This window comes from Polyangium fumosum, assembly GCF_005144585.1.
GTDB classification, from domain to species: domain Bacteria; phylum Myxococcota_A; class Polyangia; order Polyangiales; family Polyangiaceae; genus Polyangium; species Polyangium fumosum.
The window spans coordinates 59,074-82,177 of sequence record NZ_SSMQ01000050.1 but is presented as its reverse complement, the minus strand read 5'-3'; the positions used below and the strand labels follow the sequence as shown (position 1 = coordinate 82,177).

The 23,104-nt window shown below is 70.5% G+C and carries 14 protein-coding genes; 9 read left to right on the top strand and 5 right to left on the bottom strand.

Features of this window, described 5'->3' with window-relative positions:
- Positions 1-136 precede the first annotated feature (136 nt).
- From E8A74_RS35780 to E8A74_RS35750, 7 genes are read left to right on the top strand one after another with little or no spacing between them, the layout of a single operon-like run.
- Positions 137-2,503, top strand: a complete 2,367-nt coding sequence (locus E8A74_RS35780) for a type VI secretion system Vgr family protein (RefSeq protein WP_136933578.1) — start codon at positions 137-139, stop codon at positions 2,501-2,503.
- Positions 2,504-2,533: 30 nt separating this feature from the next.
- Complete coding sequence (locus E8A74_RS35775; protein ID WP_136933577.1) at positions 2,534-5,182, top strand: DUF2169 domain-containing protein; 2,649 nt, start codon at positions 2,534-2,536, stop codon at positions 5,180-5,182.
- The gene (locus E8A74_RS35770; RefSeq protein WP_136933576.1) at positions 5,179-6,231 is read left to right on the top strand and encodes a pentapeptide repeat-containing protein; all 1,053 of its coding nucleotides are present in this window, start codon (positions 5,179-5,181) and stop codon (positions 6,229-6,231) included. Before E8A74_RS35775 ends, E8A74_RS35770 begins: the two co-directional genes overlap by 4 nt.
- A 52-nt stretch (positions 6,232-6,283) precedes the next feature.
- Positions 6,284-6,937 carry a DUF3540 domain-containing protein gene (locus tag E8A74_RS35765; RefSeq protein WP_136933575.1) on the top strand — a complete coding sequence of 218 codons (654 nt, stop codon included), beginning with the start codon at positions 6,284-6,286 and terminating at the stop codon, positions 6,935-6,937.
- Positions 6,938-6,967: 30 nt separating this feature from the next.
- Positions 6,968-7,360, top strand: coding sequence for a DUF4150 domain-containing protein (locus E8A74_RS35760; RefSeq protein WP_136933574.1), 393 nt, complete (start codon positions 6,968-6,970; stop codon positions 7,358-7,360).
- Positions 7,361-7,390: 30 nt separating this feature from the next.
- Positions 7,391-9,646: a DUF2169 family type VI secretion system accessory protein gene (locus E8A74_RS55680; protein ID WP_136933573.1), complete on the top strand. Its 2,256-nt coding sequence runs from the start codon at positions 7,391-7,393 to the stop codon at positions 9,644-9,646.
- Positions 9,643-10,527: a hypothetical protein gene (locus E8A74_RS35750; protein ID WP_136933572.1), complete on the top strand. Its 885-nt coding sequence runs from the start codon at positions 9,643-9,645 to the stop codon at positions 10,525-10,527. Before E8A74_RS55680 ends, E8A74_RS35750 begins: the two co-directional genes overlap by 4 nt.
- Before the next feature lie 36 nt (positions 10,528-10,563).
- Here E8A74_RS35750 and E8A74_RS53110 read toward each other — a convergent pair whose 3' ends face one another.
- Positions 10,564-11,580, bottom strand: coding sequence for a hypothetical protein (locus tag E8A74_RS53110; protein WP_170229613.1), 1,017 nt, complete (start codon positions 11,578-11,580; stop codon positions 10,564-10,566).
- Between the two features lie 113 nt (positions 11,581-11,693).
- Here E8A74_RS53110 and E8A74_RS53105 point away from each other — a divergent pair, with 113 nt between their 5' ends.
- Both E8A74_RS53105 and E8A74_RS35735 read left to right on the top strand, forming a co-directional pair.
- The gene (locus E8A74_RS53105; protein WP_170229612.1) at positions 11,694-12,749 is read left to right on the top strand and encodes an NAD(P)H-dependent glycerol-3-phosphate dehydrogenase; all 1,056 of its coding nucleotides are present in this window, start codon (positions 11,694-11,696) and stop codon (positions 12,747-12,749) included.
- A complete protein-coding gene (locus E8A74_RS35735) occupies positions 12,746-14,290 on the top strand; it encodes a xylulokinase (protein WP_136933569.1) in 1,545 nt (514 codons plus the stop codon). Before E8A74_RS53105 ends, E8A74_RS35735 begins: the two co-directional genes overlap by 4 nt.
- 1 nt (position 14,291) lies before the next feature.
- Here E8A74_RS35735 and E8A74_RS35730 read toward each other — a convergent pair whose 3' ends face one another.
- From E8A74_RS35730 to E8A74_RS35715, 4 genes are all read right to left on the bottom strand, one after another.
- Positions 14,292-15,572, bottom strand: coding sequence for an SUMF1/EgtB/PvdO family nonheme iron enzyme (locus tag E8A74_RS35730; protein ID WP_136933568.1), 1,281 nt, complete (start codon positions 15,570-15,572; stop codon positions 14,292-14,294).
- Positions 15,569-16,564, bottom strand: a complete 996-nt coding sequence (gene egtD, locus E8A74_RS35725; protein ID WP_170229611.1) for an L-histidine N(alpha)-methyltransferase — start codon at positions 16,562-16,564, stop codon at positions 15,569-15,571. Before egtD ends, E8A74_RS35730 begins: the two co-directional genes overlap by 4 nt.
- A gap of 62 nt (positions 16,565-16,626) precedes the next feature.
- Positions 16,627-20,541: a serine/threonine-protein kinase gene (locus tag E8A74_RS35720; RefSeq protein ID WP_136933566.1), complete on the bottom strand. Its 3,915-nt coding sequence runs from the start codon at positions 20,539-20,541 to the stop codon at positions 16,627-16,629.
- The gene (locus E8A74_RS35715) at positions 20,538-22,985 is read right to left on the bottom strand and encodes a serine/threonine-protein kinase (protein WP_136933565.1); all 2,448 of its coding nucleotides are present in this window, start codon (positions 22,983-22,985) and stop codon (positions 20,538-20,540) included. The genes E8A74_RS35720 and E8A74_RS35715 overlap by 4 nt, the downstream gene beginning before the upstream one ends.
- Positions 22,986-23,104 lie beyond the last annotated feature (119 nt).

Below are 23,104 nucleotides of genomic sequence, written 5' to 3'. Positions count from 1 at the left end.
CCACGAGGAGAGCGGTCAAGGCCGCGAGCATCAGGAATTTTCCGTTGCCTCTGCGAGCGTTCTTTCCGGGCGGTGCCCCTTTACGACCGGCACGGGCCCATGCTCTACTCTCGCACCACGTGCCGGAGCGTGAGCGATGAGCGAGATCTTCACCTTCTTGTCCACCGCCTTCCCCCCGACGGCGCAGGTCACGGCTTTCAAGGGGCGGGAGGCCATTTCGCAGACGTATGAATTCGACATCGCGTTGAAGCTCACGGGGCTCGACGTCGACGTCGCCGCCGCGGTCGGAGCCCGCGGCACGCTGAACATCGATCGGGGCCTCGGCGCGCCGCCGTTCGTCTTCCACGGCATCCTCGCGTCCGTCGAGCTCGTGAACGATTACGGCGCGTACGGACTTTATCTCGCGCGGCTCGTCCCGACGTACTGGCAGCTCACGTTGACGCGCCACAGCCGCATCTTCACGGACGCGAGCATCCCCGACATCATCGAGGCCCTCCTGAAAGAGGGCGGGCTTGGCGCGAACGATTACCGAGTCTCGCTCTGGAACGACTACACGAAGCTCGAGCACGTCTGCCAGTATCGCGAGAGCAACTACGATTTCATTGCTCGGCTCGCCGAGCGCGAGGGCATCTACTTCTACTTCGAGCAGGGCGAGGATCGCGAGGTCCTGGTCTTCACGGACACGCGCGCGGCGCACAAAAAGCTCGCGCCGAAGCCGGTGAAGTATTTCCCGGCGCCGCCCGGCGACGTCTCGGCGGGCGAGTCGATCCGCTCGTTCCGGTGCCGCTCGAACGCGCTGCCCGGCCGCGTGAAGGTGACGGACTACAACTACCTGAAGCCGAGCCTGGAGGTCAAAGGCAGCGCCGAGCTCTCGGGCAAGGGCGATATCGTGCTTTACGGCGAGAACGTGAAGACGCCGGGGGAGGGCACGCGGTACGCCTCGATTCGCGCCGAGGAGATCGCGGCGCGGCAGACGGTGTACACGGGCACAGGCCCGCAGTTTTATCTGCGGCCGGGGTACGTGTTCCTGCTCGAAGAGCACCCGCGGATCGCGTTCAATAGCGAGTACCTCACGATCGAGATCGAGCACCTCGGCAATCAATCGGCGAGCGGCGAGGACATGAAGATGCTCTTCGGCGAGGAGGCGCCCACGAAGGAGACGTACCTCGCCACGGTGCATGCGATTCCGCACACGACGCAGTTCCGCGCCGAGCGCAAGACGCCCTGGCCGCGCATCGACGGCGTCGTCGACGGCGTCGTCGACGGCACGGCGGCGAGCCCGTATGCGCAGATCGACGGGCACGGCCGTTACAAGGTGAACATCTTCTTCGACGAGGGCGACGCGATCGACGGCTCGCGCTCGACGTGGGTGCGCATGCTCCAGCCGCACGGCGGTACCGTCGAAGGGCAGCATTTTCCGCTGCGCAAGGGCACCGAGGTCCACCTCGTCTTCCTCGGCGGCGATCCGGATCGCCCCGTGATCGCGGGCGCCGCGCACAACGCCGAGACGCCGAGCGTGGTGACGCAGAACAATTACACGAAGAACCTGATCCGGACGGGGTCGAACAACTACATCGAGATGGAGGATCTCCTCGGCTCGACGCACGTGCACATCTATGCGCCGAAGCTCAACTCCTCGCTCCACCTCGGCGCCGGCGCCTACAACTTCGATCTACGCACCGACGGCAGCGGCCATATCTACACGGGGGTGAACCTCGACGTCGACGTGATGGCGAACAAGACCGAGGACGTCCACGGTACCATCACCGAGACGTACGAAGGTCCGTTCACGACGACGGTCACGAACCCCGTCACGCAGACCTACCATGCGACGCTCGACGAGACGGTCGAGGGCGCGGTCACGGTCCGTTACAACGACAACCTCGACCTCCAGGTCACGAGCGCGACGACGCAGGTCTACAAGGCCCTCGTCGATTTGAACGTGCACGGGACGAACACCGAGCGCTTCCACAGCACCTACGACGAGACGGTGCACGGGAAGATGACGGGGATCTACCTCGGCACGCGGTTCCAGGGCGTGACGGGCGAGGACAAGCTCTTCGTCGACGGCAACCAGGACATCCACGTCACCGGGTCTTCGGTGGAGAAGATCGACGGCACCTACGACCTCACGGTCAAGGGCGACATGACCACGTCGATCAACGGCAATCAGAAGATTTCCACGCAGGGCCCGGTCGAGTGGTTCAAGGCGGCCGAGTTCTCGGGCTTCACGCATGGGGCCACGTTCTCGGGCCACCTCGGGTTCTCGCTCGGCTGGTTTGCCGGCGGGCAGGTCTCGCTCTTCGGCGGCATCAAAGTCGACATCACGGCGGCCGTCGCGCTCGCGCTCACGCTCGGGCCCTCGATCTCGATCACGCCGCTCGCGATGGACATGAAGGCGACGAACTTGAATGCGCTCGGCCTCAAACTCCAGGCGATCGGCAACAAGCTGGAGGCCAAGGGGCTCAGCCTCGGCGTCGCCGGCTTGCACGTCAACACCTGAGCCCCGCGTTTTTCAGCGAGATCCTGGCGCGTGAAGATCCTGAAGCCTCTCCGGCTCTCCTTCGTGCACCGCACCTTCGAGCACAAGCGGCGGTGCCTCTTCGTGCCCACGGTCATGGCGCTCTTCCCGTTCGATTCGCCGAAATCGATCGGGACCGAGGTCGACCTCTGGAAGATGGCGGGCAAGGAGCTCGGCCGGTTTGGCGTGCTCGACCATTGCATGTGGAAGCCCCGGGGCGAGCTGCTCGTCACGGGGCATTGCTACCCGCCGGGCCAAAAAGAGGCGCCCTACGCGCACGTAAAAGTCTCGCTCGGGCCGATCGACAAGACGCTGTACATCATCGGCGACCGCACCTGGGGCCTCATGGGCCCGAGTGATCCGGCCCCGTTCACGAAGATGCCCATCGACTGGGCGCACGCGTTCGGCGGCGAGAAATACCCGCAGAACCCGGTCGGCAAGGGCCTCGCGCCGATCAAGACCGAATCCGGCTCCACGATCCACCCGCTGCCGAACGTCGAGGATCCGCGGCACGTCGTGAAATCGAAGGGAGACCGCCCCGAGCCTGCGGGGCTCGGGCCCTTTGATCTCACCTGGCCCCATCATTTCGCGAAGATGGGGACGTACGACAAGAAATGGCTGGAGGAGCAGTTCCCCGGCTTCGCGCTCGACATCGATTTCGGGGTCTTCAACGTTGCGCCGCAGGATCAACGCCTCGAAGGGTACTTCCGGGGCGACGAGGCATTCCGGATCGAGAACATGCACCCGGACGAGAGCGTGATCACGTCGCAGCTCCCCGGCGTGGTGGCGCGTTGTTTCTTGCAGCTCTCGCCGGAGAAGGGCGACGATCTCGTCGAGGTCCCATTGCACCTCGAAACGGTGCAGCTCTTCCCGCACCTCGGGCGTGGCATCGTGATGTTCCGGGGCCTGCACGAGATCGAGGAGCCCGACGCCTCCGACGTACGGGTCGCGATGGCGGCGCTCGAAGACCTCGGCGACGAGCCGAAGCCGCGCGCCCATTACGAGCAGGTCTTCGCGCAGCGGATGGATCGCAAGAATGCGCACCTGCACATCCTGCGCGACCCCGACCTCATGCCGCGCAGCCTTGCCACGGCCCCGAAGGCCGCGCCGATCCTCGCGGACGAGTATGACCAGGCCATCGAGCAGGAGATGCTCGTCCTGAAGAACGCGCGGCGCAAGGCGCAGGCCGAGCTCGACCGCGGGCGCGAGCGCGCGATTGCGATGGGCGCGGACCCGGAGACGCTGCCGCGACAAACCATCCCGCCCGAGGAAGAGGTGCCGAGCCTCGACGACCTGCCGGCCTACGTCGATCGGATGAACACCGAGGCGGACAAGCAAAAGGCCGAGGCCGAGAAGAAGCAGGCGGAGGCCGAGCAGAAGGTCCGCGCGATGTGCGCGGCGCAGGGCCTCGATTACGACGAGATCATCAAGAAGGCGCGGCGCGAGAAGACGGGCCCGCCCAAGTTCAGCGCCGAGAAGGAAATCGAGAAGCTGCGCGACATGGCGGAGCTTTCGAAGAACGCGGGCGTCGAGCTCCCGGGCGTGGCCGAGAAGCTCGCGGATCCCGGGCTTCTCGATCAATTGCGCAAGGCCGAGGAGCAGGTCCACACGGCCTACCGGATCGCGGCGCATCACGCCGAGGCGCCGGCGCCGATGGAGCCGGAGGAGAGCGAGCGGGCGCGGGCCGACATCCGGCGCGCTTATGCGACGGGCGACAAGCTCGCGCGGCGTGATTTTTCGGGCGCGGATCTTTCGGGGATCGATCTCTCGGGCGCGGATCTCGAAGAGGTGTACCTCGAAGGCGCGAACCTGACGGGCGCGAACCTGACGGGCGCGAAGCTCGATCGCGCGGTGCTCGCGCGGGCGAACCTCACGAATGCGCGCCTCGCGCTCTCCTCGCTGCGCGAGGCGAACCTCGGGCGCGCGCGGCTCGAAGGCGCCGATTTCGAGGGCGCGGATCTCTCGGGGGCGACGCTGCACGAGACCGACGCGGCGGGCGCGAAGCTCCACGGCGTCCTGCTCGACGGCGCGCTCCTGATCGAGCTGCGGCTCGAAGGCGCGGATTTCTCGGGCGCGCACGGCGAAAAGCTCTTTTTCGTCAAGTGTCACCTCCAGGGCGTCCGCTGGGCGGGCGCGAAGCTCGGGAAATCGAGCTTCATCGAGTCGAATCTGGTAGATGCCGATTTCACGGGCGCGGATCTCACGTCGTGCACGTTCGTCGGCGTCACGGCCGACGGGGCGCGGTTCGACGGCGCGACGCTCGAAAACGTGCGCGTCGTGCACGGCTCGACGATGGAGCGGACGAGCTTCAAGGGCGCGAAGCTCCCGGGCTCGAACCTGCGCGGGGCGAGGCTGCAATCGTCCGATTTCACGGAGGCGACGATCTCGAAGAGCGACCTCTCCGAGGCGGATCTCCGCGGGGCGAGCCTCGCGCGCGTGATCGCGGTGGATTCACGGTTCGTCGGGACGGACCTCCGCAACGCGCAGTGCGTCTCGGCGAACCTCATGCTCGGCATCCTGCACAAGGCGCGCCTCGCGGGCGCCGATTTCACGGGCGCGAACCTCTTCGCGGCGGATCTGCTCCGCGCCGTCGGGGATGACGAGACGCGCTTCGATCAGGCGAACCTGAAGCGCGTCGTGCACCAGAGGTCGGCCCGATGAACCGCGAAGAGCTCGTCACGCTCGTGAAGAATGGCGAGATCGTCAGCGAGATCGATCTCTCCGGCCTCGATCTCGCAGGCGCCGATCTCTCGGGCGGCATTTTCGAGAAGGTCGCACTCAAAGGCGCGAACCTCGCGGGCGCGCGGCTCAAGGAGAGCGTGCTTTGCGGCTGTGATCTCTCCGAGGCGAACCTCGAAGGGGCGAACCTGCACCACGCTTCCGTCCTCGAATCGAAGCTCACCGGCGCGAATTTGAAGAAGCTCTATGCGCCGATCGCGCGGTTCGTCGAGTCGAACCTCGCGGGCGCGGATCTCTCGGGGTCGAACCTGCTCACGGTGTTTTTCGTGGAGTGTGATCTCTCGGGCGCCTCGCTCGCCGAGGTCACCTTCGATCGCGGCGCGCTCGTCGACGCGAAGGTCGACGGCCTCGATCTGCGGGGGAGCCTCGTCAAGCAATCGGTCATCGCAAAGACGGATTTGCGAAAGGCCCTGATCACGAAGACCCGCTTCGAGATCGCGGTGCTGCACGAATCGGTGCTCGCGGGGATGGATCTCTCGGGGATGGATCTCGGCTGCACGCAGTTCGTGGACGCGGACCTTTCGGGCGCGGATCTCTCGGGGGCGAACCTGGAACAGTGCAATTTCAAGGGCGCGGATCTGCGCGGCGCGAAGCTCGAAAAGGCGCGGGCGCCGAAGGCCATGTTCGCGGCGGCGAAGCTCGAAGGGGCGATTCTCTCGGGCGCGATGCTCCGCGAGACGCTCTTCGTGGAGGCGATGGCGACGGGCGCGAATTTCGAGAAGGCGGACCTCGAGCTTTCGGTGTTCGTCCGCGCCACGTGCGTGGGCGCGCGCTTCGGCGGGGCCACGCTCTCGTATGCGGATTTCTCGAATGCGGACATCTCGCGTGCCGATTTCGCGGGCGCGAACATGCTGCGGACGCGGCTCCATCGCGTGAAGGACGACGACGCGACGTTCGGGCTCGCCCGGAAGATCGCGCTCGGCGACGACGCGGAGCTCGCCGAGGCGGAAGGGTTCTTGCCGGCCTCGTGATCGAGGCGGGTGTTCGAGGCGCGGAGCTTATGGAGAGGGCACGGAGGACGACATGAACGGCAATCTCGCGAGAAAGCTCGATGAGCTCGAGGCATACCAGGTCATGGGCACGGTCGTGCACGCCGAGCCCGGGCTCTTCATCGTCCGCACGGGCCGCGGCGACATGCGGGCGCGGCGCGCGACGAGTTGCCTCGTCGAGCCGCGCATCGACGATTTCGTCCTCGTGGCCGGCGCCCCGAGCGGCGCGGCGTGGGTCCTCGCCGTGCTTACGCGTGAGGAGGGCGCGGGCGCGTCGCTCGTTTGTGACGGCGACCTCGAAATCAAGGTGCCGGAGGGCCGCGTGCGCGTGGCCTCGAAGGAGGGCATCGACCTCGTCTCGCAAAAGGATGTCTCGGTCCTCGCCGACGGTGTGCGCGTGCACGCGGCGACGGGCAGCGTCGTGATGGATAGCCTCTCGTACCTCGGCGGGCTCGTGCGGAGCGAGATTGGCAAACTGCGCCACGAGGGCGGCATCGTCGAGCGCGTCGTCGAGCGCGTGAGTGAGCGCGTGAAGCGCTCGTTCCGCAAGGTGGAAGAGGTCGACCAGGTCAAGGCCGAGCGAATCGATTATTCTGCGAAGCAGGTCATGAGCCTTCGCGCGGAGAACGCCATCGTCACCGCCGAGGAGCTCGTGAAGATGGACGGCGAGCAGATTCATCTCGGGTGAGCGAACACCGGGGCAGGGAGGAGGCGCGACATGTTCGGGAATTCGCAATTGGGCGGTGTGAACCTCGGGTTTCCGGACGTGTGCCTCACGCCCATGCCGGTTCCGGTGCCGATCCCGTATCCGAACGTGTCCTTCGGCCCGCTCAGCTTCCCGCCTTCGTTCAACGTCCTCTGGATGTGCACGCCGGCGCATCACCTCCTGACGACGCCGCTCATTTCGATCGGTGATACGCCGGGCATCGCGATGGGCGTGGCCTCGGGCATGATCATGTCGCCGACGCGTCCCATCACCGGGGCCTTCACCGTGCTCGTCAATGGCATCCCGGCGACGCGCATGACGAGCTTCAACATCCAGAACAACACGAACTGTCCCGGCCTCGCGATCGTTCCCGCGCAGGTCAAGGTGCTCCTGCTCGCGCCCTAGGGCCGCGGGCTTTTCATCACCTGGTTCGTCTTGGAGATCCGCTCGTTTTGCCCATTCCCCGCAGCGGCCTTCGTCTGGGAGGCCGCGCCGGGGGTGCATTCGCTCACGATCCTCGTCAAAGCCACGTTCCTGCTCGTGCACGGGGCCGAGGCGACGGTCGCGCCGGCGCAGGACGAGCCCTCGGGGGATGTGACCTGGGACAACGAGCCGGGCGCGTCCTTGCGCTTCGCCACCGATTTCGCGCCGCTCAAGCCACGCACGGACGTGCTCGTCGTCGGGCACGCGTTCGCGCCGAAAGGCGCGCCCGTCACGGAGCTGTCCTGTCGCATCGAAATGGGCGATTTCGCGAAGGGACTGCGCCTCGTCGGGGATCGGCGATTCACGCCCGGGCCCGTGGGCCTCGCGGCGGGGCCCGCAGCCGCGTTCACGCGAATGCCGCTGCGGTATGAGCGCGCGGCGCGCGGGGAGGGGAACCCGGTCGGGATCGATCTCGCGGCGACGCCGGCGCGCGACGCGATGGCCGTGGCGAACGTGGCCGCATCCACGGGACAAACCCCGGGCCTCGGTCCGCTCGCGCCGGGATGGCCGCAGCGGCGGCGGCTCGTGACCGACGAGGGACATCGGTGGGCGACGGCCGCGCGCGGCGAGGAGCCAGGCCCGGCGCCCGAGGGGTTCGATTTCGGGGTTTTCCAGGCCGCGCCGCCGGATCAGCAGATCCCGCTTTTGCGGCCCGGCGCGACGCTCGTGCTCGAACATCTGCATCCGACGCTGGAGCGTGTTGAAACACGTTTGCCCGCGGCGCGGCCGCAGGCCTTCCGGATCGATCCCAAGACGGGCCGGGTCAGCGAGATCGCGCTGCGTTGTGATACGCTCACGATCGACACGGATCGGGGGCGTTTGTCGCTCGTGTTCCGCGGCCTGACGGACGTGCCTGCGAAGGCGCCGATCGCCGTGGGGACGCTCGTCGTCGCGAGCCATCCGCAAGGCTTGCGGGTCCGGCCTGCCGATATCGAGAAGGTCGTGCGGCAAGGCGGATCGCTCGAAGACGTCGCGGGCGCGCCGGAGAAACATCCGCTCGAAATGAGGCACGATACGCGGCCGATCGGGCAGGTGCGATCGGGCGGCACCACGAGCGGCTCCGCGTCGGCGAAGGCCCCGGCCTTGCCCTTTCGACCCGCTGCGCCCGGCGCGTCTGCGCCGGCCGCGCCCGCTGCGCCTCCGCGCCCCGCGCTGCCTTTCGGCAGCAGCACGGTGCACGTGGGGGCGCCCGCGGTGGTCATTCGTCCCGCCACACCGTTCGAGCGGACGAGCGTGCCGCCCCCGCCGCCGGCGCCTGTCCCTGCCAAACCCGAGGAGGAGCTCGACATCGAGCCGGATCCGCCGACGCCGACGCGGCCGTCGGCGCCGCCGCCGTCCGGGCGGGTCCTCCCGTTTGGCAGTGTGACGCTCGGGCCTTCGACCGCGCCCCCGAAGGTTTCTCCGGCCACACCCTTTCCCGCGGCGCCGCCGCGCCCGCAGACCGGGGAGGCGCCGCGGGTGTTGCCGAGCGCGGGATTGCCCTTCGTGAAAGCGGAGGCCGCGCCGCCGTCCTCGCGTGCGCCTGCGTCCGTGCCGCCGCCCGCGCGCATTCCTGCGCCTGCGTCCGTGCCGCCGCCCGCGCCCGCGTCCGTGCCCGCGAGCGCCGTGCCCGTTCCTTTTTCGCCGAAGGACGCCGTCAAACCCGCGCTCGTCACGCTGCCGACGATTCCCCTCGAACCCAAGCCGCCCGAGCCCGAGCAAGGCGAGCCCGCATTGCCGGGAGCCGCGCTGCTCTTGCCGCTCCCGCTCGAGAAGTATGCGTCGATTGCGGCGGAAATCTCGGGGCCCACCGTGGACGTGGGCGTGACGCTCCGCCGGCACGGGCTCGACGAGGAGAAATGGGCGCGCATCCAGGCCGAGAGCACGGCCATCATCGCGGAAGACGCCGGGCGTGCGGATGGCGCGCTGCTCGAAGCCTTCGATCGAATCTATGTCGCGCGTATGGAGGCGCTCGGCCGGAAGGTCGACGTGCAGGGGCACGCGCGCCTCTCGGTCGCGGCGGCGCACGGCAAGCTGTCGCGGTGCCTGGAAGAGCTTGCCCTCGGGCGGGCCGATCTCCTGCCGCTGCGGCGCTCGCTCGGGCGGAGGGCGGCGAAGGATCCGGCATTTGCGGCGGAGCTGCGCGCTGCCACGGAGGCCGAGCGCGCGACGTCGCCGCCGCCCGAGGTGGGGCTCTTCAAGCCTCCGCGGCGAAAGCGGGGTTCGTGAGCGGCGACGGTCCGCGGACCGCGGCGCCGCTCTTCTGGTGCGAGGCCGGCCTCGTCGCGCGGGTCGCGCTGGATCGCGTGCTCGTGCGCGAGCCGGGCGGGCAGATTCACGTGCACGGCATTGCGCCGTCGTGGATCGCGGCGGCGCTGGATCCGACGGGGGATCTCGTGCTCGCGGACGGCGAGCGGGTGCTCCACGCCGATGGGCGTGTGGCCTTGCTCGATGAGCGCGCGCATCTCGGGGCGCCGGATGTGCTCGTGTTCGACCGTCGCGCGATGCGCCTCGCGGCGGCCTTCGACGACGTGATCGCCTTTGCAGCGTGGGAGACGCTCCGGGGCCGCAGAATGCGCGACGATCTGTGGTTGCCGGAGGAGCACCTCTGCCATATGGTCGCGCTCGCCGACGCGGCGTATGCCGTCGCGTATCGCACGCGGCCTTATGCGTCGGGGTATGGCTCCGCGGGGTGGCATCAGCGCGGATTCGAGATTCGACCGTTCGACGAGGCGAACAAGCAGCTTGGCCGATGTGAGTGCTGGCCGACCGATTTCGACGATCGGGGGACCGTGTCGATTGCGATCGACAGTACGGCCGCGTGGTACGTCTCCGTCCGGCCGGACGGCGAGGGAGATTGCGTGGCGCTGGCCACGGACACGTCTCGCAGCTTCAGCGGCGCCCTGTGCCTCGGACCCGGGAGCGTGGACGTGGCGCGGGACGGGACGTTCGCCTGGATCACGGGCGAGGCCGTCCTGGTGCGCTGGGACGAGGAGGAGCAGGCGGAGTTCGCCGTGACGAACCCGCAATCCGTCGCGTTATCGCCGGACGGGGCGGAGGTCGCGTGGCTCGACGCGGCGGACGAGCTTCATGTGAGGCGGGTGCGGTAGGCGCGGATCGGGGCGCGAAGGCGCGCGCGGCGGGCCTCAGGGCTTCGCCGGCGTGGTTTTCATGTCGACGCGGCTCCGGACGATCCGCGGCGGCGTGCTGTCGACGTCGAGCCGCGAGAGGACGAGGTACTGCAACGACGGCCGCCCCGCGCGCGCGAGGAGGAGTTTGCCGAGGAAGTCCCGCAGGGCGGGCTTCGCGCCGAGATCCAGGGCCTCGATCGACTTCCACGCGGCGACCGCGCCGTTCACGCACGGCTCCTTCGCGCCTGCGGGGATCGGCTCGCAGACGAGCACGACGCAGTTCATCCCGAGCCCGAGGCACGTCCGGTGGATCGTGGTGTCGTCGGTCGTGTCGCCGGCGGAGGAGACGAGCGGAATCGTGGTCTTCGTGTCGACCTTGCCGCGCGATAAATAGAGCAACCCGACGGGGTTGTGCGCGCCGTGGCTCTCCAGCCAGGCGAATGGCTCCGTCGCGCTCGCAATCGTGTTCGGGGCCCCGGAGGCGAGGCCGAGCAGCATCGGGCTCGACACGATGTTTCGCGCTCGTAGCAGATCGGCTGGATGGCTCTTCCTGTTGGTCGCGCTCGGCGGGGGCGGAATGTGAATGCCACCGACGACGGGCGCTTCGCCTGCGTGCTCGTCGTCCTCGTCCCCGTCGCTCGGGCCCACGTTCGACAGGATCTCCATCGAGACGTCGACGCCGATCTCCGCGAGGTCGCCCGCGTGGCTTTCGGCCTTGGCGCCTGCGCTCATCGCCTCTTCGACGAGGCCGCCGCCCTCGGGGCCGTGCATGGGGGGCAGCGGCCCTTTCGCGCCCGCGCGCATGCCGTCATCGGCGAGCGAGCCGAGCTTTCCGCCGCCGCGAAGGCCGTCATCGGCGAGCGAGCCCGCGCGGCCGAGCCCTCGCGCAGCGTCGTCGCCGAGCATCGCGCCTTTCGCGCCGACCCTCGCGCAATCATCGCCGGCCCGCGCGACGAACATGCCGATTGCCGCGATCACGGCCGCGAATCCCCCCATCTTCTTGCCGCTGCTGCCCTCGTCCTCTCCGCTCACGAAGACCTCCGCGCCTTGGTTCGGCCGCGATGATACCGAGGGGCCTGCCGCAGGCAATCCCCCCGGGCAACTCCTTGCAAACGCGACGGTTCTGGGTACCCTCCGCCGCCACCATGGCCGTCATCACCGTCCTCGGCGCCGGCATGATGGGCAGCGCGTTTTGCGTGCCGCTCGTCGATCGCGGGCACGACGTGCGCCTCGTCGGCACGCACCTCGACGCCGCGATCATCGAGAGCCTGCGTGTCCGCGCGTTTCACCCGACGCTGAAGCTCGATCTTCCCGCTTCGATCCGTCCGTTTTTCGCGGCCGAGCTCGAAGAGGCCGTCCGCGGCGCGGACATCCTCGCGTTTGGCGTGAGCTCGGCGGGCATTCGTTGGGCCACGGAGACGATCACGACCCACGCGCGGCCCGGCGTGCCGCTCGTGATGATCACGAAGGGGCTCGAGCTCGACGGCGAGGCCGGCCGGCTCCTGGTGCTCCCCGACGTGGTGCGCCGTGGTTTGCCCGAGGAGGTGCGGGCGAGCGTGTCGCCGGCGGCCGTCGCGGGGCCGTGCATCGCGGGGGAGCTCGCGCGGCGCGTGCCGACGTCCGTCGTGGTGACGGGGAGGGACGGCGAGGCGCTCGACAAGCTCGGGAGCGCACTGCGCGGACCGTATTATCACGTTTTCCCGTGCGCAGACGTGATCGGCGCGGAGGTGTGCGCGGCGCTCAAGAATGCATACGCGATGGGCGTCGCGCTCGGCGCGGGCCTGCACGAGAAGAACGGCGGCGCGCCCGGGAGCGTGGCGATGCATAACTGGGAGAGCGCCGTGTTCGCGCAGGCCATTCGCGAGATGATGCGGATCATCACGATGCTGGGCGGTGATCCGATGACGGCCACGGGGCTCCCCGGCGTGGGGGATCTCGACGTCACGATGAACGGCGGCCGCACGGGTCGGTTTGGCCGGCTGCTCGGGCTCGGGATCGGCGCGCGCGAGGCTGTCGCGCGGATGGAGGGCGCGACGCTCGAATGCCTGGAGATCCTCGACGTGATGCGCCGGGCCTTGCCCGCGTACGAGGCCCGGGGCGAGCTCGGCCCCGGGGAATTGCCGCTCCTGCGAAAGCTGATCGCCATCGCGCTCGAAGACGCGCCGGTGGAGATGCCGTTCGATTCGTTTTTCGGGGCATGACGATGGCGGCGGGGGACGACGCGCTTTTCCTGGGGATCGATTGCAGCACGACAGCGTGCAAGGCCATCGCGTGGGACCGCGAGGGCCGCGCCGTCGCGGAGGGCCGCGCGCCGATCCCGCTCTCGAACCCGGCGCCGGACGCGTGGGAGCAAGACGCGCGGACCTGGTGGGAGGCCCTCGCCCTTGCGACACGCGAAGCGGCCCAGGCGCTCGGCGACCGGGGCGCGCAGCGGATCCGGGCGATCACGATCACGCACCAGCGGGAGACGTTCGTCCTGACAGACGAGCGCGGCGAGCCGTTGCATCCCGCGCTCGTGTGGATGGACGCGCGCTGCCGGGCGGAGGTCGCGGCGCTCGCGGCGAAGGTGGGGGAGGCGCGCTTGCACGAGATCTCGGGCAAATTCCCCTGCACCACGCCCTCGCTCTACAAGCTGCTCCACCTGCGCAACCGGATCGCGCCGCACCTCGCCTCGCGTCCCGTGCGGATGCTCGATGTGCACGCCTTTCTCGCCCACCGGCTCACGGGCCGGCTGGTCACGTCCGTGGCGAGCGCGGATCCCACGGGCCTCGTGGACATGGCGGCGCGTGGTTTTTCCGCGGATATCCTCGCATGGGCAGGTTTGTCCGCATCGGAGGTGCCCGCGCTGGCCGAGCCGGGCGAGCGGATCGGCGAGGTGAGCGGCGCGGTCGCCGCGGACCTGGGGATCGAGGCGGGGATCCCGGTCTTCGCGGGCGCCGGGGATGGGCAAGCGGCGGCGCTCGGCGCGGGCATCGTCGGGCCGGGCGTGATGTATCTGAACCTCGGCACGGCCATCGTGTCGGGGGTCATTTCGCGGGAGTACCGCACGGATCGGGCCTTTCGGACGATGATGGCGGCGACGCCGGGCGCGTTCTTGTACGAGACCGACCTGAAAGGCGGGACGTTCACGCTCACGTGGCTCGCGCGTTTGCTCGGCGCGGACGCGGATGCGGCGTCGTCGACGCTGGCCGCGCTCGAACGGGAAGCGGAGGGCCTCCCGCCGGGCGCGGACGGGCTCGTGCTCGTGCCGTATTTCCACGGCGTCATGAATCCCTACTGGGACGACGCGGCCACGGGCCTCCTGCTCGGGTTCTCCGGCGGGCAAGGGCCGGCGCACCTCTATCGGGCGATCCTCGAAGGCATCGCGCTCGAACAGCGATTGCACACGGACGGCGTGGAGCGGGCGTCAGGGCCGATCACGGAGCTCCGCGTGATGGGCGGAGGCTCGCGCAGCGCGCTCTGGTGCCAGATCCTGGCGGATGTCCTCGACAAACCCATCGTGCGGGCAGGGACGAGCGAGGCGACGTCGCTCGGCGCGGGGATCCTGGCGGCGGCGGGGGTGGGGGCGTTTGCAGGAATCGAGGAGGCGGCCGCGGCGATGACGTCGCGCGGCGAGGTCTTCGTCCCCGGGGAGCGGCGAGCGGTGTACGAGCGGCTTTACCGCGAGGTGTACGTGGGGCTGTATCCCGCGCTCTCGGGGGCGATGGGGCGGCTCGCGCAGATCCGGGAGAGCGCGCGATAGCTCATTCGTCCCACGCGACACGAAAACTCGTGAACGCGTACGGATACGTCCGTCGGTACCAGTTGCGGAAGCTCGGGCGGAGGAGCTTTTTGTCGGTGGCCCACGAGGCGCCGAACACGACGTCATGCTCGGCGTCGAAGAAATCCGCGGAATAGCCGGGATACGTCCGGGCGTACGGGACGAACCCGGGCAAGGGTGAGAAAGGCGTGCTCGTCCATTCCCAGCCATTGCCGATGAGCTCCTCCACACCCCACGCATTCGCCCCGGCCGGATGCGCGCCCGTGGGTGAGGGGAAAAACCGGGCGAAATCGAAATTGCCGTGGCAAGGCGCAGGCGCGGCGTCGCCCCAGGGATAAGGCCTGCGGGCGCCGTCCGGCGTCGTGTAGGCGGCGCGGCAGAGCTCGGCTTCCGTGGGCAGCCGGCCGCCGTGGTGCGCGCAATAGGCCCGCGCCTGCTCGCCCGAGACCTGGACGGGCCACCCTCTCGCGACCTCGAAGGGCACGGGTCCGAACACCGTCTTGACGAACAGGCGAGCGCCTCTAGGAATCCATGAGCGGGGCAGGAGCGACGGGGGATCACCGTTCGCGCGGAGGAACACGAGCCAATCGAGGTTTCGCACGGGCAGAGAATCCAGGGAGAAGGCGCCGACGGAGACGTAGGCCCTGCCAAACTCGTTGTCCCAGCCGAACGGGATCTCGTCCCAGGCGGCCCCGACGACGGCGTCGCCCGCGGGGATGCGGACACGCTCGGCGGCGCGGTCTTCGCCGGATGCGGGCGGAGCCATGTGCGCGGGGCGCGGGATCAGGCCCGGGCGGCACTCCGCGAACATGTAGAGCAGCGTCTCCTGGTGCATGAGCTCGTGCTCGACGACGAGGTGCAGGATGCGCTCGTTCGTGCAGAGCGGGTCGTCCGCGCGGCCGAGGACCTCACCGATCCGCGCGCGGACGGCGCGGCGCGCCTCGTCGCGATAGGCGAGCACGGCAGAGACGGGGGGCCACTTCGAGAGGCTCGCCCGGCACGCGCTCGGCTCGTCCTTGGGATCGATGCCCCGTTCGAAGAGGACGTCGAACGCCTCGTCGAGGCGCCCCGCCCCGAGCACGCCCCGGCCTATCTGGTTCCAGGCGAACGCCGGCAGGTGGCCGAGGTAGAACAGGAAGGGGTGGCGCAGGCCGATTGGCCGTTCGAGCAGGGCCCCCCGAGGGAGCAGGCCGAACAGGAGGTCCGTGCGCTGGTAGGTCGTGTCGAGTTTTTCTTTCCAGAACGATTCGAGGGGCAGGGTCACGAACGACGCCTCCGGACGAGGGCGAGGGCGAAGAGGTCGGCCGGGTCGGTGTACCAGCGGTCGATCGTGAGACCGGCCTCGCCGGCAGAAGCCTCGAGCGAGGCGCGCGTGAATTTGCAGGAGAGCTCGGTACGGATCTCGGCGCCCTTGTCGAAGGCGAGCCGGAGGCCGAGCGCGTCGAGGCAGACCTCGTTCTTGCGCGTCGCGACGAGGCGCATTTCGATCCAGGCGTTTTTCCGATCGTAGAACGCGCGGTGCCGGAAGGCCGACGTATCGAAATTCCCCGCGAACCGCCGGTTGAGGACGGAGAGCACGTTCAGGTTGAAGGCCGCCGTGACGCCCTCGGGGTCGTCGTACGCGGCTTCGAGCCGGGCCGGATCCTTGACGAGATCCACGCCGAGCAGCAGCGCGTCCGCGTCATCCATGCGCTGCGCGAGGTCGCCGAGGAACGAGCGGCGCTCGTCCGGGTGCAGGTTGCCCACGGTGCCGGCGAAAAACACGACGAGCCGCCCGCCCGCGGGGCCGAGGCGCCCGAGGTCGGTCATGAAATTGCCGACGACGCCGCGGAACACGAACTCCGGGTAATCGGCGGAGAGCCGATCGATCGACTGGAGCAAGAAGAGCTCGTTGATGTCGAGCATGGTGCAGGTGACGGAAGGACCGTCCGCCCGCAGGGCATCGAGCAGGATCCGGATTTTCCGGCCCGCGCCGCTGCCGAGCTCGACGAGATGACGCGGCCGAGCGTGCGCGACGATATCGGCGGCGGCGCGCTCCAGGATCGAGATCTCCGTGCGGGTCTGGTAATACACGGAGAGCCCGGTGATGCGCTCGAAGAGCTCGCTCCCGGTGTCGTCGTAGAGGTAACGCGCCGGGATTTCCGGGAGCTCCTGGAGCAGGCTCGCGCGGAGCGCCGCGCCCTCGTCGATGAGGCGCGTGGAGGAGCGGGGCGCGAGGTCTTCGGGCGCGTCCTTCCTGACAGGCGATCCGTCCATTCGCGAAACCCTCCAGCGCCCGCGGGCGGGCGCCCGAGCGCCGGGCGTGATGCGCCGTTTGCTCAGGACACCAGCGTCGAAGCGGGCGCAGCGGGGGGATGCGAAAGCCATTCCTCGGCGCGAGCGAGGAGGGCCACGTGGGTCGGAATGCGTTCGAGGAAGGTTTGGCGAAGGAGCGGATCCGGGATTCGGGTCGCCCGCGCGAAAAGATCGGAGCGCGCCGCGAGGAGGGCCGCGCGCGCCTCCTCGGCCCGGCCGAGGGCGCGGAGCGCATCCACGCGCGTGAGGACGAGGTGCTCGTGACCAAAATGGTACATGCCGCGCCGCTCGCTCTCGGTGATCGCCGGCTCGGCGAGCGCGAGGGCCTCGGCCGGGTGGCCTTCGGCGAGCGCGAGGGCGGCCAAGATGCCCGCGAGCGACGCGCGCGCGAAGGGTAGGTTTTGCACGAGCGGCTGCAGGGCGAGCGCGCGGGACCGAGCCGCCGCGAGGAAGCCCGCGGCGAGCGCCGCCTCCGCGAGCAGCAGCGACGCGTTGAGGGCGACAGTGCGTTCGCCGCGCGCCTCGGCCTCCCGGTAGATGTCCGTGCAGGGCTCGAGCGCGTCGGCCGGGCGGCCCCGGAGCACGAGGACACGGCCGAGGTACGTGCGCGACGCGAGCGCCATCATGCTGCCCGGCTCGGCGCCTTGCATGGCGCGCGTGAGGGCGGCCTCGGCCTGCTCGAAGGCGCCGAGGTAGCAGCAATCGAGGCCGACGTGCATCTGCACATAAGGGCCATACCGCCGATCGCCCGCGGCCTCGAAATGGGCGAGGGCCTCGCGGTCGAGGGCGAGCGCGGCCGCGAAGTCGCGGGGGACGTAGCGCAGCCAGAACGCGCGGGTCATTTTCACCCAGCCGGCCACCGAGGGCTCGTGGTCGAGGAAGGGGGTCGTGATCTCTTCGAGGCGCGCGAGGTGCGCCTCGGCGAGCTCGCGCTGGGCCCCGACCAGGTAGGGCATGATCGCCACGCTGTAGGCCCAGGCGAACGCGGGGATCGCGGCGCGCTCGGGGTTCACGCGGGCGAGGTCGCGGACGAACGCGGCGCGGGCCTCGGGTTGGTTCGCGAGCAGGGGGCTCGTGATGGCGCTGCCGAGCGCGCGCAAATGGCTCGTCGTGCCCGGCGTGGCGAGGGCGAGCGTGGCCTCGGCCGAGGCGAAGGCCCGGGCCCAATCCCCGTTCCAGGCCCAGGCGTCGGTCTGGGTCGCCCGGAGCGCGGCCGCCCGGTCGCCCGCGGCGCCGAGGGCGAGGCCACGCTCGGCGAGGGCGAGCGCGGCTTCGTCGTCGCCCGCCCCGAGCGCATGCTGCGCGGCGCGCTCGTAATGGGGGATCGCCCGCGCCCCGTCGCCGCCGCGCTCGAAATGCTCGGCGAGGATCTTCGGGTCCCATTCGCCGTGGGCTTCGAGCCAGTCGCCGGCGAGCCGGTGGCCGAGGGCGCGATCCCGATCGGTGAGCATCGCATACGCGCCCTCGCGCAGGAGCATGTGCCGGAACGCGAGCGCCTCCTCGCCGGCGAGACGGCTGTCCCGCCGCGCGACGAGGATCTCGCGCTCGACGAGCGAGGCGAGCACGGCCGCGAGGTCTTCGTCGTTCGGCGCGTCGTCGCCGAGCAGGGCCGGAATGCCGCCATGAAAGAAGGTTTCGCCGAAGACGCTCGCCGCCCGGAGGACTCGCCGCGCCGGTGGATCGAGCGCGTCGAGGCGCGCCTCGATCATGCCGAGCACGGTCTCGGGCAAGACGCCGCCGCGCCCCTCGGCGACGGCGCGCACGAGCTCTTCCAGATAAAAGGGATTGCCCGCGGCGCGCTCGACGAGCGTGTCGACGAGCGCGGAAGGTGTCTCCTCGCCGAGGGCGTGGCGGGTGAGGCGGGCGCTCGCCTTGCGCGGCAGCTCCGCGAGCCGCACCTCGTGCGCGCGATCTCCGAAGAGGCGCGGAAACGACGTGAGGGCCTCGGGGCGCGCGGCGGCGAGGACGAGGAAGGGGCGAGGGCCGAGCTCGCGCATGGCCGCGTCGAGCAGGCGCAGCGAGACGGCGTCCCCCCATTGCACGTCTTCGAGCGCGAGGACGACGGGGTGCTTGCGTGTCATCGCGGCGAGCAGATCCACGACGGCCCCGCGCACGTGATCCTTCATGAGCGCCGGGCTCTGGCGCGCGGCGCGCAGGCGCGGGCTCGCCTCGTCGGACAAAGGGAGGCCGATGAGCTCGGCGACGAGCTCGGTGACACGCTCGGCGTCCGCGGCGGGGAGGTATCTTCCGACGAACGCGGCGAGCCGCGCGCGGCCCTCGAAGGGCGCCCCCGAGAGCGCGCCGAGCAGCGTGGAGCCGAGGAGCGAATAGGGAGAGCCCTGGCCGAGCAGATCGCCGTGCCCGCGGGCCACGAGCACGTCCGGGCGATCCTGTCGGAGACGCGTGACGAGCTCCGCGAGCAGGCGTGATTTGCCGGCGCCCGCCGCGCCGACGAGGAGCACGGCCGAGGGGCTCTCTTCCTCGATCGCCGCGTCGACGAGATCACGCACCATGCGCAGCTCGCGGTCGCGGCCGACGAAGGGGCTCGGCCTGCCGAGCAGCGTGCGCGCGGCCTCGCCGGAGGCGCGCTCCGCGACGAGGCGGTGGCCCTCGGGCAAGCTCGTGACGTCGAAGCGCGCGTCGAGCAGGGCGCGCGTGACGTCGTCGATGCGGATGCCGAGGACCTCCCCCGTCTCCCGTTCGAGTTGCCTCGCGACCCGATCGACGACCTCGCCGACGGGCAGGCGCGCGGAGGCCTCGGCGCGTCCCGTCGCGAGCGCGATCGCCGCGTCGGGGAGGATCGCGCGGAGCCGCAAGGCCGCGCGGGCCGCGCGCGCGGCGCGATCCATGGGCTCTCCGGCGCCGAGCAGCGTGACCACGAGCGCGCCGTTGCGCAGCTCGTCGACACGCGCGCCGAGCGGCGCGACCTCGTACCGCACCGCCGCCACGACATCGGCGTGCGAGCGTTGCGTCGAGACCTGCGCGTCGAGCGCGCCGCTCACGGGGTCGCGGTGGAGGGCCAGGATCGAGACGAACCGCGCCTCCACGTCGGTCAGGCCCATCGCCGCGGGCTCGTCTGCGATCGTCGGGACCTCGCCCGTCTCCTCGGTGCCGAGCGCCTCGATCGCGGCGAGCTCGGCTTCGAGGGCCGGGCCGTTCGCCGGGCGTGACGCGGGCTGTTTCGCGAGCAGCCGCGCCATCAGCGCGTCGAGCCGCGGGGGCAGATCGGGCCGCGCTTCGGCGAGGCGCGGGGCCTCTTCGAGCAGGAGCTTGGCGAAGAGGCCCATGAGGTTCTCGGCCTGGAAGGGCGGGCGGCCCGTGAGGCACTCGTAGAGCACGGCGCCGAGCGAGAAGACGTCCGCGCGCGCGTCGATCGGCGTGCCGTCGCCGCTCGCCTGCTCGGGGGCCATGTACCCCGGCGTCCCCAGGATCATGCCTGAGCGCGTGAGCTTGCGCGACGTGTGGCCGAGCTGCGCGAGGCCAAAATCCACGAGCTTCACGCCCTCGATCGCGCGGCCTTCGAGCACGAGGTTCGTCGGCTTGACGTCCCGATGCACGATGCCCCGCGCGTGCGCCGCGCCGAGGCCCGCGGCCACGCGGCGCGCGACGAGCAGGCTCTCCGCCAGCGTGAGCGGCCCGCGCGCGAGCCGCGCGGCGAGGTCCTCGCCTTCCAGCCACTCCATCACGAGGTAGGGAAACCCCGCCTCGGAGAGCCCGTGCGTCACGTACCGGACGACGTGCGGATGCGAGAGCTCGGCGAGCGCGCGGGCCTCGATGTCGAAGCGGCGTGTCGCGTCCGCGGCGGGCTGGTGGATGACCTTGAGCGCGACCGGCAGGCCCGTCGCGCGGTCGTGCGCGCGGTAGACCGCGCCCATGCCGCCTGCGCCGGCGCGACGCTCGATCACGAAGCGGCCGGCGACGACCTCGCCGCGGTTCATGAACGCGCGCCGCCTTGCTTCCGCGCGAGGGCGAGCGCGGCGTCTCCCTCGCTGCCCGCGTGCGCCGTGGGGCGCACGCCCGAGCCCGCGAGCCAGCGCTCGGCGAGCGCTTGACCTCGCCGGAGATCCGCCTCCGTCGACGTCGCCAGGAACGCCTCGCGCAGCATGGGCTGGCTGAACGCGTACTCCGTGTCGTTCGGGGCGCTGCTCGTCCGCCGCTTCGTGATGATCTCCCGCTTCGCGAGATCGCAGAGCATCGAGCGCACCTGCGTGACGTCCGTATCGCCGCCGAGCAGCGTGACGACCGCGCCCTCCCAGAACGTGACGCCGACGAAGGCCGCCGCGCGGAGCAAGCGCCGCGCGGCAGGGACGAGCTCGGCGATCGCGGGCCCGTGCACGGCGAGCAGCGCCTCCGGCGTCACGCCCTCCGCGCCACGCGCGAGCTCCTGCAAAAAGAGCGGATGGCCCTCGGACCGCTGCGCGAGCGCCGCGAGGGCTTCGTCGTCCATGTCGGGCCCGAGCGCGCGCCGCAAGAACTCGCGCGCGGCCCGCTGCGAGAGCGTCCCCAGGCGGATCTCCTGCACGCTCCGGCGCGCGAAGAGCCCCGGCGCGCGGTCCCGCACCTCGGGCCGCGCGAGCGCGAGCACGCCAATGGGCCGGTCCGAGAGCTCGCCGAGCGCCTGATCCACGAGCGCGAGCGAGGCCGCGTCCGCCCACTGCACTTCGTCGAGCACGAGCAAGAGCGGCCCCGCCTCCGCGCGCGCCCGGAGGACGTCGATCGCCCGATCCTCGAAGCGGACGGCGGCGCCCGCGTCGGGCGAGGTCGCGAGGGCCCGGATCGCCGGCTCGATCATCCCGAACTCGGCGCTGCTGCTGCCGGGTCGCGCGAAGCCGACCACGAGGTCCGGGCGGCTCGCCTGGAGCGCGCGCACCACCTCCTGCGCGAGGCGTGTCTTGCCGAGCCCCGCCGGCGCGACCACGAGCGCGGCCGACGCGCGTGGCTCGTCGAGCCCTTCTTCGAGCAGATCGAGCACCACCGCGAGCTCGCCCTTGCGGCCCGTGAACACGCAGGGCTGCCCGAGCAGCGGGCACGGCTTGCCGAGATCGTCCCGCTCGCGACGAAGACGCCCGTCGTCGGCGGGGCCTTCGATCTCGAACCGCGCGGGCAAGAGGGCCTGCGTCCGATCGTCGATCCGCACCCCGAACGCGGGCGCGCGGCTCGCGCGCTTCAGCAGATCGAGCGCGCGCTCGACCACCTCGGGGGCCGGCAAATCCCGCCTCGCATCGGAGCGGCCCGTCACGAGCGCGACCCGGAACCCCAGCAGGAGATCGGCGATCTCCAAGGCGCAGCGCGCCGCGCGCACCGGCCCGTCCGCGGACCCGTCGAGCGAGAGCAAGAGCGTGCCCGAAGCGAGCTCCGCGGGCGAGGCGCCGTGCCGCCGCGCGATGACCCGCACGTCGTCCCAGGACGAACGAGGGAGCTGCGTGCGCAAGGTCGGGCTCGACGGCCGGATCGCGGCCTCCACGGCGGGCGCGGCGACGATCGCGCAGACGAGGCGATGCTCGCGATCGCTGATCCCCTCGGGCAAGGCCGGCACGACGGAGATCCTTTCACCTCCAACGGCGTCGATGCCTTCGAGGGCGCGCAGCACCTCGGCCCCGTCGGCGGGCCTCGCCTCGGCCACGCGCGAGAGCATCCGCGCGACGAGCGTGTCGAGCGCCCGCGGAATCTCCGGCTGGATCGATCGGACGCGCGGCGCGTCTTCGAGCAGGAGCCGCGCGAGGATGGCCATGACGCCTTCGCCCTCGAACGCGGGTTTGCCCGTCAAGCATTCGAAGAGCAGCGCGCCGAGGGAAAACACGTCGGCGCGTGCATGGACACGTCCCCGCAAGCCCTGGGCCTGTTCGGGCGCCATGTATCCAGGTGTGCCAAGAACGCTGCCGGTGCGGGTCAGCCGCGCGCCGTTCGAGGCGGCCTGGGCGAGGCCAAAATCGAGGACCTTGGCGGCCTCGGGCACACCCCCGACGAGGAAGACGTTGCTCGGCTTGACGTCGCGATGGACGATCCCGCGCGCGTGGGCCGCGGCGAGGGCCGAGGCGACGCGGATCCCGAGGCCCACGGCCTCAGCCTGCGTGAGGTGCCCTTCGACGAGGCGTGACGCGAGGCTCCTGCCTTCCAGCCATTCCATGACGAGCCAAGGCGCGCCCGCGGGGTCGGCCCCGTGCGCGACGTAACGCACGATATGGGGATGGCCGAGCTCGGCGAGGATCTTGGCCTCGTGATCGAAGCGGCGGATGGCCTCGGCGTCGTGCTGGGCGAGGACCTTGATGGCCACGGGCGCGCGCGTGGCGCGGTCGTGGCCGCGGAACACCGAGCCCATGCCCCCCGTGCCGGCGATACGCTCGAGGACGAAACGACCGCCGACCACGTCTCCAGGCTGCACGGCGAGAGGATGCCGACGCTGCGCGGGATAGGCAAGCGGCTCCGCGACCACCCTCGTCCGAGGTCCCGATCTCGGCGTAGCCTCGCGCCCGGACGTCGCCCGAGTTCCCGACCTCGGCG

Bases quoted from the DNA above. Each gene is read 5' to 3' on its own strand.
- E8A74_RS35735 (WP_136933569.1), top strand. From the start codon at position 12,746: ATGACGATGGCGGCGGGGGACGACGCGCTTTTCCTGGGGATCGATTGC.
- E8A74_RS35770 (WP_136933576.1), top strand. From the start codon at position 5,179: ATGAACCGCGAAGAGCTCGTCACGCTCGTGAAGAATGGCGAGATCGTC.
- E8A74_RS35720 (WP_136933566.1), bottom strand. From the start codon at position 20,541: ATGAACCGCGGCGAGGTCGTCGCCGGCCGCTTCGTGATCGAGCGTCGC.
- egtD (WP_170229611.1), bottom strand. From the start codon at position 16,564: ATGGACGGATCGCCTGTCAGGAAGGACGCGCCCGAAGACCTCGCGCCC.
- E8A74_RS35765 (WP_136933575.1), top strand. From the start codon at position 6,284: ATGAACGGCAATCTCGCGAGAAAGCTCGATGAGCTCGAGGCATACCAG.
- E8A74_RS35780 (WP_136933578.1), top strand. From the start codon at position 137: ATGAGCGAGATCTTCACCTTCTTGTCCACCGCCTTCCCCCCGACGGCG.
- E8A74_RS35760 (WP_136933574.1), top strand. From the start codon at position 6,968: ATGTTCGGGAATTCGCAATTGGGCGGTGTGAACCTCGGGTTTCCGGAC.
- E8A74_RS53105 (WP_170229612.1), top strand. From the start codon at position 11,694: ATGGCCGTCATCACCGTCCTCGGCGCCGGCATGATGGGCAGCGCGTTT.